At 46.5% G+C, this 12262-nt stretch carries 10 protein-coding genes; 5 read left to right on the top strand and 5 right to left on the bottom strand.

Annotated elements, in window-relative coordinates; all coding sequences use genetic code 11:
- Window positions 1–68 precede the first annotated feature (68 nt).
- Both KW844_RS01345 and KW844_RS01340 read left to right on the top strand, forming a co-directional pair.
- Entirely contained in the window at window positions 69–704 is a 636-nt protein-coding gene (locus KW844_RS01345; RefSeq protein WP_218374908.1) for a hypothetical protein, read from the top strand.
- Window positions 705–782: 78 nt separating this feature from the next.
- A complete protein-coding gene (locus KW844_RS01340) occupies window positions 783–2222 on the top strand; it encodes a S41 family peptidase (protein ID WP_218374907.1) in 1440 nt (479 codons plus the stop codon).
- A gap of 70 nt (window positions 2223–2292) precedes the next feature.
- Here the strand turns inward: KW844_RS01340 and KW844_RS01335 are convergent, their stop codons facing one another.
- The 4 genes from KW844_RS01335 to KW844_RS01320 form a co-directional block, all read right to left on the bottom strand.
- Window positions 2293–3177 carry a M28 family peptidase gene (locus tag KW844_RS01335; RefSeq protein ID WP_218374906.1) on the bottom strand — a complete coding sequence of 295 codons (885 nt, stop codon included), beginning with the start codon at window positions 3175–3177 and terminating at the stop codon, window positions 2293–2295.
- Window positions 3178–3220: 43 nt separating this feature from the next.
- Entirely contained in the window at window positions 3221–5353 is a 2133-nt protein-coding gene (gene feoB, locus KW844_RS01330) for a ferrous iron transport protein B (protein WP_218374905.1), read from the bottom strand.
- Between the two features lie 214 nt (window positions 5354–5567).
- A complete protein-coding gene (locus tag KW844_RS01325) occupies window positions 5568–7274 on the bottom strand; it encodes a PspC domain-containing protein (protein WP_255578094.1) in 1707 nt (568 codons plus the stop codon).
- A gap of 34 nt (window positions 7275–7308) precedes the next feature.
- Window positions 7309–7647 carry a PadR family transcriptional regulator gene (locus KW844_RS01320; RefSeq protein ID WP_073082650.1) on the bottom strand — a complete coding sequence of 113 codons (339 nt, stop codon included), beginning with the start codon at window positions 7645–7647 and terminating at the stop codon, window positions 7309–7311.
- 393 nt (window positions 7648–8040) lie between these two features.
- Here KW844_RS01320 and KW844_RS01315 point away from each other — a divergent pair, with 393 nt between their 5' ends.
- The 3 genes from KW844_RS01315 to KW844_RS01305 all read left to right on the top strand — a co-directional run bounded on the left by KW844_RS01315 (window position 8041) and on the right by KW844_RS01305 (window position 10980).
- Window positions 8041–8334: a hypothetical protein gene (locus tag KW844_RS01315; RefSeq protein ID WP_218374904.1), complete on the top strand. Its 294-nt coding sequence runs from the start codon at window positions 8041–8043 to the stop codon at window positions 8332–8334.
- A gap of 254 nt (window positions 8335–8588) precedes the next feature.
- Window positions 8589–10223, top strand: coding sequence for a SulP family inorganic anion transporter (locus KW844_RS01310; RefSeq protein ID WP_218374903.1), 1635 nt, complete (start codon window positions 8589–8591; stop codon window positions 10221–10223).
- 85 nt (window positions 10224–10308) lie between these two features.
- The gene (locus tag KW844_RS01305; protein ID WP_218374902.1) at window positions 10309–10980 is read left to right on the top strand and encodes a carbonic anhydrase family protein; all 672 of its coding nucleotides are present in this window, start codon (window positions 10309–10311) and stop codon (window positions 10978–10980) included.
- A gap of 142 nt (window positions 10981–11122) precedes the next feature.
- Here KW844_RS01305 and KW844_RS01300 read toward each other — a convergent pair whose 3' ends face one another.
- Complete coding sequence (locus KW844_RS01300) at window positions 11123–12256, bottom strand: methionine aminotransferase (protein WP_218374901.1); 1134 nt, start codon at window positions 12254–12256, stop codon at window positions 11123–11125.
- Window positions 12257–12262: the final 6 nt, after the last annotated feature.

Here is a 12262-nt window from a genome sequence, read left to right as displayed (position 1 = left end):
ATTGTTAAAAGCGCTAATTTTAGAGGGCGGTAATACCGATGGTTTCTGTTCCTGCCATATTGTTTTTTTTGCTGCTTCTCCCCACTGCTAAAGGGATTCATAGCAATCAGCCGACAGCCGCCGGCCATACCGTTGTATCCCTGGATTTCCACTTTCAGGAGCAGCCTTCCTCCACCGATTCCGACACTATTTACTATGCGTCATACCGGAAACTTTCCTGGAGCGATTTTGCCGGTACCCCACCGTCTTCCGGACCCAGTGCAGCCGTTTCCTACACCAGCTTTTCCTACGAAGGCAGCAGCCGTGTATATAAGGATACCCTTCACATCTCCCTGTTATTACAAGTATTTTTTATAAAAAGTGCCAGCTGGGTAAAACCCGGAAATAACACCACTTACGGACTGGCGCATGAACAAATCCATTTCGATATCACCCGGTTGGTAGTAGAAAGATTTAAGCAGCGGCTAAAACAAACAGCGCTGAACCGGGATGACTATGATAGTGTTATACAATTTCAATACCTTGAAGCTTTTAGGGAAATGAACCGGCTACAGTATGCCTTTGACCGCGATACCCACAGTGGCATGAACGCAGCAGCACAGGCCTCCTGGCACGATAAGGTGACCATCGCACTGAAAAACAACGGTAACCTCCCGGAAGAATTAGGTAACGATATCAATACATTCCCGTCAGGACCGCGTTAAACTTTGACACATAATTATCGTTTAAGCTTTAGCGTTATCTATACGGAATACACCTTTCACATGCTTTAAACTTTGCATATGCAACCAAATCTTTTGTGGCGCCTGCTGACCGGCGTTACCATGATTAGCCTCCTGCTGGCCGCCTGTAGTAAGGATATGGCCAGAAACCCCAACACTGGCCGGGATTCAACTGCTATATCTACAAACGATAGTATATATAATATTTTTAAAGACATTTATTTGTGGACAGATGCTGTTCCTGACTCGGCTACTTTTAAGCCGAACAGCTACAGCAGCCCGTATACCATGTTCGACTCCCTCATTGGCTTCAAAAAGAAAAGCAATGGTGGCAACCTGGATAAATACAGCTTCCTCGACGATGGTACCACCGCAGACGTACTGCAGGGCCATGCCGGCGACCTCGGCTTCCAGATAGGCTGGCAAACCACCTCAGAGCTACGCGTGGTGTATGTATACCCAGGCTCCCCTGCGGATAAAGCCGGTATTAAAAGAGGCTGGAAGATGTCGGCCGTAAATGGCACCACTTCCTTCACCTACGGCAACCAGGCCACGGAAGATGTGCTCAACAAAGCCTTCAGCGCAGCATCCGCTAATTTTGTATTCACTAAACCGGATGGCACCACAATCACCAGCACTATCACGTCAGCGCAATACAACTTAAACCCTATCCTCTTCAGTAAAGTGTATGACCTGGGAGGAAGCAAAATCGGTTATATCGTATTCAACTCCTTCGTGGCATTGGACGTGGTTAAATCCCAATTTGAAACCATCTTCAACGATTTCAAAACAGCCGGTGTAACCAAGGTAGTAATTGACCTCCGCTACAATGGCGGCGGCTACGTTTCCACCGCAGAATATCTGGCAGGCAAACTCGCTCCGGCCTCCGTTGCTAACCAGCTGATGTATTCCACTGTTTTCAATTCCAGGGTCACCAATAAAAACTTTAATTGGTTCTTTAAAACCATGAAAGCGGTTCCGGACTATCCGGATGAGCTCTGGTCTGAAATCTTTTATTCAGAAGCCACCACCTACGCTAAAACCAATTTCGGCGCAACGGGAGGCCTCACGCTCACTAACCTGAGCTTTATCATGACTGGCAATACCGCTTCATCCAGCGAACTGCTGTTTAACGTGCTGAAACCATCCATGAATCCACATATGGTTGGTAGTACCTCTTACGGTAAGCCGGTAGGATTCATCGCGGTTACCATCGGGGCTATCGATATGTACAGTATTAACATGCAGTCTTTAAATTCCAAAAACGAGGGTGATTACTTTGATGGCTTTACACCAAACGTGCAGGCAGGCGATGACTACGCCTATGACTGGGGAAGTTTCCAGGACCCGATGCTGAGAGCTGCACTCACTGATATGGGCGTACCTGCAAGTGCACTGGGCAGAATGGCCGCTCCTGAGTCCAACAGACTGGGAAGGATTTCAAGGTTTTATAATAAGGCGAATCAGTTTAAAGGCATGATATTTCCAAAAGTGAAATAGAAGCCGGGGACTTTTAATATTTTAGGGAGAGATATAGCGCAGCCAGTGCTATATCTCTCCCTAAACTTTTTTAGTCAAGTTCCCTGATTACAGCCAGAATAGTATTTACTGCATTGAAATAGAAGGAATTATTAATTGTTTTATACTCATCGGAGGGTTTATGATAATCTTCATGATCCTCCACCCCAAAATAAATAAACGGAATCTTCACCTGGTTAAAAGCTCCCTGATCGCTCTGATTGATCCAGTTATCGGCGCCGGTACCTGGCGTATCATGCCCGATCAGCAATTTAATATTGCTGCGCGCTGCTACTTTTTCAACCGCCGGCTTCAATTCCGGGTGCACCGTTGGGCCGCAGGCATAGAGTTCATTTTTGTCGTTGTGGGCAATCATGTCCATGTTGATATTCAGCACTATATCCTGCAATGGCACCGGAGGCCGTGCCACAAAGGCTTTGGCGCCCTGCAGCCCCATTTCTTCTCCATCGGCAGCCAGGAATATCAGGGTATGCCTGGGCGGGTGTTGTTTGAAGTAACTGGCGATGGCTAATAAACCACCTATGCCGGAGGCATTATCATCTGCCCCGTTATAAATACTATCCTGCTGCTGATTAGGCCTGCCAATGCCTACGTGATCATAGTGCGCAGAAATCACGATCACTGTACTATCGCTGCCCGGAATATAGCCGTACAGGTTAGTGCCCATGATATTGGTTTCGCCACGTTTGAAATAGAAAGGATATTCGAAAGTATTGTGATAGGGTTGCAGCCCAGCTTCGCCAAATCGTTTGAGCAGGTAAAACTGCGCCTGGCGGTTGCCGGCAGTACCGGTTTTACGGCCTTCATATTTATCGTCGGCGAGGGTACTGATGTCTTTCATCAGTTGTACAGAATCTGTCTGCCCCGCCACCTGCATTGAAAACAGGATGCCGGTGCAGAAAAGGAGCCATTTCATAGTACATAACATTTACTGCAATGTACCTAATTATCGGGCAGCCTTATTTAAAAATCTGATAAACGATGAAACTGCAAATATAGGCCAGTGCGGTCATGTAGGTAAACTGGAACACCGGTATCTTCCATGACTTTGTTTCTCTTTTCACGATGGCCAGGGTACTCATACATTGCATGGCGAAGGCATAGAATATCATGAGTGATAGGCCTGTAGCCAGGGTGTATACCGGGGTGCCGTCTGGTCTTTTGGCAGATGCCATTTTCTCCCGGAGGGTGGCATTGTTATCATCCTCATTTTCTCCTACGCTGTAAAGCGTAGCCATGGTGCCCACAAACACTTCTCTGGCGGCGAAGGAGGTAATCAGGGAGATACCCATTTTCCAGTCAAAGCCCAGTGGCGCGATAGCCGGTTCGATAGCGTGACCGAGAATACCGGCATAGGAGTTAGCCAGTTTTTCGGAAGAGTATAAGTGATTGAGGCTGTCGGCCGCCGGTGAATCGGCAGGTACAGCAGCCAGTTGGGATTCATATTTCTGATGCAGGGGGTCCATGCGTTTAGCTGGTCCGTAAGAAGCCAGGAACCAGAGGATCACGGAAATCACCACGATGATTTTACCGGCATCGGTCACAAAGATCTTGGATTTCTCCAGCATGGTGATGCCCACGTTTTTCCATCTTGGCGCTCTGTACACCGGCAGCTCCATGATGAAGTAGCTTTTTTCCCGGATGCGCACAAACAGTTTCATCAACGCGGCAATAAAGATGGCCATAAAGAAACCGAGGAGATACAGGCCCATCATGGCCAGCCCCTGCAGGCTGAGGATGCCGAGGAATCGCTTATCCGGTATTACCAGGGCGATCATCATGGTATAAATTGGCAGCCTGGCGGAGCAGCTCATGAGCGGCGTTACCAGGATGGTGATAAGGCGTTCTTTCTTGTTTTCGATGGTTCTGGTGGCCATGATGGCAGGTACGGCACAGGCTACCCCACTGATCAGCGGCATTACTGATTTACCGTTAAGGCCTACCTGGCGCATGAGGCGGTCCGTCAGGAAGCTGATGCGGGCCATATAGCCGGTATCTTCCAGGATGGTGATTAACCCGAAGAGTATGGCAATTTGTGGTACGAATACAGCAAAGCCGCCAATACCGGCCAGGATGCCATTGATGAGCAGGTCTGTCACTTTATTTTCCGGTAAGGCAGATGATAGCCATCCGCCCAGGTTGCCGAAAATGGATTCAATCCAGTCCTGTGGATAGCTTGCCAGCCAGAAGATGCTCTGGAACAACAGGAACATCACTACCAGCAGGATCACATACCCCCAGAAGCGGTGCAGCAGCAGGTCGTCGATTTTTTCAGAACGCAGTTGTTTCTGTAAAGGATCGGCTTCCACCACGGTAGCTTTCATGATTTGCTTGATACGGGCGTATCGCTGCATGATTTCTTCTGCCTGTACCTTGGTTTTATTAAACTGGTGCTGCTGTACAGCTGTTTTGATCGCCTGCTTTTGTCCGCCGTTGAGGAAGCTGAGTTCATCGCTGTTAACAGCTACGTGCAGGGCGGCATAGTCACTTCTGCAAAGGGTAAATTTTTTTACCGCCTCGATGGTTTCTTTTGCCAGCGCAGTATTGTTGATAAAATCACGGGCAGGTGCAGCATAGTTTCCTTTTGCGGTTTGCTCTATGATTTTTTTAAGGTCGGTGAGACCTTTATTTTTTCTTGGGTTGATGGCCACCACCGGCACACCCAGTTCTCTTTCCAGGCCATCCAGATCGATTTCCACGCCTTTCTTGCGGGCTATATCCATCATGGTGAGGGCAATGATCACCGGCATTTTCAGGTCTATGATCTGGGAGCAGAAGAGCAGGTTGCGTTTCAGGTTGGAGGCATCTGCTACAATGATGACCATATCCGGCGCTTCGGAAGCGTTTACGTTGATCAGAACATCGTAGGTAACATATTCATCGGCACTCTTGGGATACAGGGAATAGGTACCTGGCAGGTCAATCACATTGGCCGTAAGTCCGGATGCAATGGTTGCCACACCCGTCTTTTTGTCGACCGTCACGCCCGGAAAGTTGCCTACTTTCTGGTTCAGGCCTGTAAGCGCATTAAAAAGGGAGCTTTTTCCACTATTCGGGTTTCCTACCAGCGCGATGTTTAATGAATCCTGCATTCCTTACCTATCCTGTTGTTTAATAATATGATTATTGCCGAATGCGCAAAGTTAAACATTAAAAAGCAGGGGGAATGATCCAATCGGGAAAAAAGCGATGAGTGGCAAACAAAAAGCCATGCTGTGACACGAAGTACAGCATGGCCGATAGTTTAATTTATAACACTCTTACAATCAATTTAGTAAGACTACCGTATTGATTTTCGGAGACCGTTTACGCAGGCTCCTGGGCGGTATTTGGGGCTGGCAAAGCAATGTTAAAACTGCTGTGATATTTATAGTTGGTTTCTAATGAATCTTTGTTGGCAGGGAGGGTTTTATTCTTTTCCCTGATTTCGCCGTCGGGAGCAACCTCCAGTGAGCTGCGACCATCTTCATCCTGCCATACGCGGTCATAGAAATAATCATCATCGTATTTGCTGTGGGATCTGAATGAGAAGCGGCGATATACTTCGTTATCCACATCAATGTTTTTGCCTTTAGGCACTTTGATGACCACAATTACACGCTGCACACGGTAGCGGGCGCCTTCTTTGAGGCCAAATCCGCGTGGGATGTAGAGTACAGAATCCTGTTGGGATAACTGGAACACAATATCTCCTGCGTTGACAGCGGCTTCACTGTTGGTGCGGCCTTTTGCGTAGCGCATTACTTCCACCTGGAAACTGTCCGTATTGCTTTTTTCGAGGCGTACGCGGATATCGTTGATAACGGTGGTATCTCCGGTGATGCGTACATCTTCATCGAAGATGCCGAATTCGATATCATCATCTTCGTGGTAGATATAATCTTTATCTGCCAGTTTCACGAGGAGCTTGCCAGCGGGTGGCTGTGCCACGGTGAATACTTCGGTGGTGGTAGTACTTCTGCGTAAATCTCTTACGAAGGAAGACGCCAGACCCGCGGCGGTTACCAGACCGATGATCCACAGGAAAGCCAGGGTAGGTGCTACAAAGCGGGATGTTTGTTTGGCGCCGGTGGCTTTACGTACCAGGAAGATGACCAGGGCCAGCACCGGTATACCGATGATGAGGCCTAAGCTACCCCAGAACATTACAACCTGTGTACTGTTAGCAAAAAGGAGGTGTTGCAATGGCACAAGGGCCGCGGAAGAAACGATGAGCGCAATACCTGTTACAATAAGACAGAACAGGATTACCACTGCAAAGAAAATAAAGAAGCTTTTGGTGATGGCTACAATTACTTTTCCCAACCCTCTGAAGAAGCTGAGGAAGAATCTTTCAATATCGTTACCTATTTGCCTTCCGCGGCCCTGAGAAAAATTTTTGATATCATTTCCTGCTTTGGTAAACTGGTTTTTCACATTGTGCATTTCTTCCTGCACGGTATTCTTAATGTTATTAAGATCTACCTTCTCTCCTCTCATTTCCAGCTTTTCGGCGGAGGTTTCCGCATAAGGAGCGGAAACCCACAACACGATGTATACGATGGCAGCGGCACCAAAGGAGCCGAGCACCAGTAAGGTGAATATGATACGGAATACAACAGGGTCTACATTAAAGTAAGCACCTAAGCCACCGCATACACCACTCACTACTTTATCTTCCGGATCGCGGTAGAAGCGTTTACGCGGGCGTGGACCGGCATTGGCAGCATTGGTAAAGCCTTGCTGTTGTTGTTGCTGGTCTTTGGGCGCATCTTCATCAAACTGCTCCGGGGTACCCATCGACAGTTTAACTGTTTCCACATCCGCATCAGTAATGCAATGTGCACCGTTTTTCAATTTATCGTTGAACAGCTCCGCAATACGTGCTTCGATGTCCGTCACGATCTCGTCGCCACCTTCCTCTTTCGCAAAATAGCGCTTAAGGCTGTCTAGGTACTGGCGAAGTACCTCGTAGGCACTATCCTCGATGGGAATAAGTCTGCCGGACAGGTTTATGTTAATAATCTTTTTCATTTCTTTTGGGTTTAGGTCTTAGGTAAAAGGTTGATTAAATGGTACTACTATTTTGTGTGAGCTGGTGAACGGCATTGGCCAGTTCGTTCCAGGTGCTTTCCAGTTCCTTATAAAAGAGTTCTCCTTTTTCGGTCATGGAAAAATATTTACGAGGGGGTCCGGAGCTACTTTCTACCCAGCGGTAGGTAAGCAATTCCGCGTTTTTGAGTCTTGTCAGCAAAGGATAAAGTGTTCCCTCCAGAATATCCAGCTTCGCTTCTTTCATCTTCTCTATTATATCTGATGGGTAAGCTTCTCCCTGCTTGATAATGGACAAGATGCAAAACTCCAGCACGCCCTTTCTCATCTGTGATTGTGTGTTGTCGATGTTCATGGCAAGTGAGCTTTAATAATTATTAATGGTGGTTGTGATAGCTATTTCAACTTTACGATACAAACATACGACTTTTACACTACTATGCAATACACAATACCATGGAAAACAAAATAACTTGTTATAAATATTACCTCTACTTGTACTATAAACCCATGCTGGGTTTACATCTCCCCAGATATATATAGAATATTATTAATTCAATTAATTAGGATGAGCGGTAATATAATAGGGATGAAAATCTGTTAAAACGCTTTAACATTTTTTTAATGGATTAGTGATATTATTTCTCAACTCCCTAATTTACATTTGTATTGGACGTAAACACATGTATTGAACAATTAGCAGAAGAAGTGAATTATAGATAATTCCTTCATAGCTTTGACTTTTAAGATGAAAAGGGCGATTGGTATATTCCTATTGACACTGATGGTGTCACAATTCCTTCCGATAAAGGAGGTAGGGAAAATACTGTTCAATAATCAGATTGTAGAAGAACATCCAGTGGAAGGTGGCGACCATTTAAAACTCGCCAAGGAACTCAAATTCTGCCATCATGCAGATGACCTCCTGCGAGGGAATCTGCTACTGGAAGTTAAACTGAACCGCTTTCATTCCAACGAAGATATTCCCAGCAGTCCTGCCCAGGAAATACACTGCCCCCCTCCAAATGGCATCCTTGCCTGATTATAATTCATAGTACAACAACACTGTACACGCACGCTATCGTACAGTCTTAACCGAACATTTTTATTTAACGCTCATTTGTCGCTACGCGGACACGTGTGTCCATACATGTACCATTCAACGTACCTGTGTGTATCACCGATAATCAAGTCCGTTCTATGTAGCTCATTATTCCTGTAGGTAATCTTCCACGGTTGCAGTACTCGCGTATTGCTATCCGGAAGCGTGATTCCTAAAGTGAAAAATCTAATGCCATGAACAAACAGACTTCCATCTTCTCAAATATAAAAGGCGACCTCTCTGCGGGTCTTGTGGTTTTTCTCATCGCTGTACCCCTTTGTCTGGGTATAGCCCTGGCATCCGGTGCGCCCCTGTTCTCCGGTATGATCGCCGGTATCATTGGTGGTATCGTGATCGGCTTCTTTAGTGGTTCCAACCTTAGTGTGAGCGGACCCGCAGCCGGTTTGACCGCCGTAGTACTCGCCGCTATTACCAAACTGGGTGCATTCGATATTTTCCTGTTGAGTATAGTGATTGCCGGTGCCATTCAGCTGACCTTCGGCCTGCTGAAAGCCGGAACGGTGGCCAACTACTTCCCGTCGAACGTTATCACGGGGATGCTGACCGCCATCGGTATCATCATTATTATGAAACAGCTGCCATACGCCTTTGGCTACGACAAAAGCAGTGAAAGCACCTATGAGTTCATAGACGCTGAAAACACGCTGCTTGCCGCTTTGAACCATATCAGCCTAGGGGCTACCATTATAACCATCCTTTCGATTTTAATTATTCTGTATTGGAGCAAATTACCCAAAGTCAGCGTCGTGCCGGCGCCACTGGTAGCCGTAATCGCAGGTATCCTGCTAAATATGGCCTTCTCAGGTAGCGCCGTGCTGGCATTGGGCGACAACCACCTGGTAAGATTACCGGTTCCGGAAAGTTTTAATGACTTCCTCGGACAATTTACCTTGCCAAGATTTTCCGCCATTACTAATAAGGAAGTATGGATCACTGCCGCAACTGTAGCAATTGTGGCATCCATAGAAACCTTGCTGAACGTAGAAGCTACCGATAAACTGGACCCACTGAAACGCTATACCTCTCCTAACCGTGAGCTGAAAGCCCAGGGTATTGGTAATATCATCAGTGGTTTGATCGGTGGTTTGCCTATCACTTCAGTAATCGTACGCTCCAGCGCTAACATCAACGCAGGCGGTCGCACTAAGGTAGCAACCATGACGCACGGTATTTTACTCCTGGTTTGTACTGCGCTGATCGCACCTTTCCTGAACATGATCCCGCTGGCTACACTGGCCGCCGTACTGCTGGTAACAGGTTATAAGCTTTGTAAAATTTCCATTTTCAAGGAAATGTTCAAAAACGGTAAATACCAATGGGTGCCTTTCGTGGTAACCGTGGTGGCCATCGTGTTTACTGACCTGCTGATTGGTATTGCCCTGGGTATGGCAGTAAGCGTACTCGCCATCCTGCGTGGTAATATCAAAAGCTCTTACTACTTCAGAAAAGAGAAATATCAGTCCGGCGATAGCATCAGACTGGAACTGGCACAGGAAGTTTCCTTCCTCAATAAAGCCAGCATCCTGCTGACACTGGATCACCTCCCTGCTAATACTACCGTCATCATCGATGCTAATAAAACAGCGTATATCGATTTCGATGTTTTGCAGACCATCAGGGAGTTTAAAGAAATCAAAGCACCTCAGAAAAATATTCAGGTGGTGCTCACAGGATTCAAAGATGTTTACAAGATTCAGAACTCTCCTTCTCTGACCAATGAGCAGCAGACCCGCATCACTAACGGGCACGTGCACACGATCGCGTCAGGCAATCATAACGATTTACTGAAGGAATTACAACTGAACTAAAATGATGCATAATGATGATAGGAGAAAACACGGAAGCCATGCCCTTCATCATTGATTATTAACAAACTAATTAAAAGTGAAAAAAATGAAAACACTCAATAAAGAAGCACAGGCAAATATTACTCCACAGCAGGCATTGGAATTACTGAAAGCCGGTAACCTCCGCTTTGTGGAAAACCTGGGTATCAACCGTAACCTCCTGCAAATGATGAACGATACTTCCAACGGCCAGTGGCCAATGGCGGCCATCGTAAGCTGCATGGATTCCCGCACCTCCGCCGAACTGATCTTTGATCAGGGCCTGGGCGATATCTTCAGCATTCGCCTGGCAGGTAATGTGATTTCTGAAAATGTACTGGGAAGCCTGGAATACGCCTGCAAAGTAGCCGGTTCCAAATTCATCGTGGTACTGGGCCATACTAAATGTGGTGCCATCAAAGGTGCGTGCGACCACGTAGAACTGGGCAACCTCACGGCTTTGTTGGGTAAGATTACTCCTGCTGTATTTGCCGTTAAAAATGTACCTGGTGAAAGAAATTCACATAACCATGAGTTTGTGGAAGCTGTATCCAGACTGCACGTAGAACGTTCTGTACAGGCCATCATGGAACAAAGCCTGATCCTGCGCGATATGATCCTGAAAGGTGAAATTGGCATTATCGGCGCTTCCTATGATGTAGAAACCGGCCTGGTTTCCTTTATGGATCATACACTGATCCTGGAAGGAAAGTATGAGCAGGAAGCAGTAGCAGTGTAAACCACACTGCCTTTTATATACAAAGAGGAATGTCTGTGTTCAAATAAGAATGGAGGCGTTAGTAACCGGTTCGGATAATCTTATTAGGGGTGATTGTCCGACAGGTTATTAACTGCCTCCTCTTCTATTATAAATACTTGAATTAAATCTTTGCCAGGCGCGCGGCAGCCGCCTCGAGCGTCTCTTGTTTCTTTGCAAAACAGAATCTTACCACATGATCATCTTTCCCGTTTTCATAAAATGCAGAAACGGGAATAGCTGCCACGCCAAACTCGCGCGTAATTCTCTTTGCGAACTCCTTATCTCCCTCATCTGAAATTCTGTCGTATTTCATCAGCTGAAAATAACTGCCTTTGCTGGCCAGCGGCGTGAATCGCGTATGGTGCATCAGTTCCAGGAAGTAATCTCTTTTCTGTTGATAGAAAGCAGGTAATTCCAGGTAATGGGAAGGTGTTTCGAGAAAGTTTGCCAGTCCGTATTGCATGGGAGTGTTGACAGAAAAGCACAGGAACTGATGTACTTTTCTATACTCCTGCATGAGGTGCTTAGGTGCAATACAGTAGCCCATTTTCCAGCCTGTATTATGGAATACCTTTCCGAAAGAAAACGTCACAAAGCTGTTGCGGAAGATATTGGGGTAGCGCAGGATGCTGTGGTGCAACTCACCGTCGTATACCAGGTGTTCATACACCTCATCTGATAATACCAGCAGGTCAAATTCCGCCACCAGTTTCTCCAGTTCTGCAATATCATTTTCCTGTAAAATACTGCCGGTAGGATTATGGGGAGTATTCACCATAATCATGCGGGTTTTAGGGGTGATTTTATTTCTCACCTCTTCCCAGTTGATACGGTAATCCGGGAATGAAAGCGGTATCAGCACCGGCTTTCCGCCATTTACCAATACATTGGGAATATAGCTGTCGTATGCAGGTTCAAAGATAATTACTTCATCACCCGGACGGATATACGCTGCTATTGCGGTAAAGATGGCGTAAGTACCTCCGGGTGTAATGGTAATTTCTGAATCCGGATCTACCTTTTGCTGGTAAAGGCTTTCCACCTTACCGGCAATGGCGCTGCGCAGTTGCATTAGGCCAGGCATCGGTGCATACTGGTTATGCCCTTGCTGCATGGCTTCGTTTACAAATGCTTTGAGCTCATCACTGCAATCAAAATCAGGGAATCCCTGCGAAAGGTTGATGGCTTTATTTTCTGCGGCCAGGGCCGACATAACAGAAAAGATCGTGGTGCCTACGTTGGGCAGCTTAGACATAGTGTT

The sequence above is a fragment of the Chitinophaga sp. sic0106 genome (genome assembly GCF_019219075.1).
Classification (GTDB): domain Bacteria; phylum Bacteroidota; class Bacteroidia; order Chitinophagales; family Chitinophagaceae; genus Chitinophaga.
The sequence above is the reverse complement of the archived record's forward strand: the minus strand, read 5'-3'. Positions and strand labels throughout refer to the sequence as shown.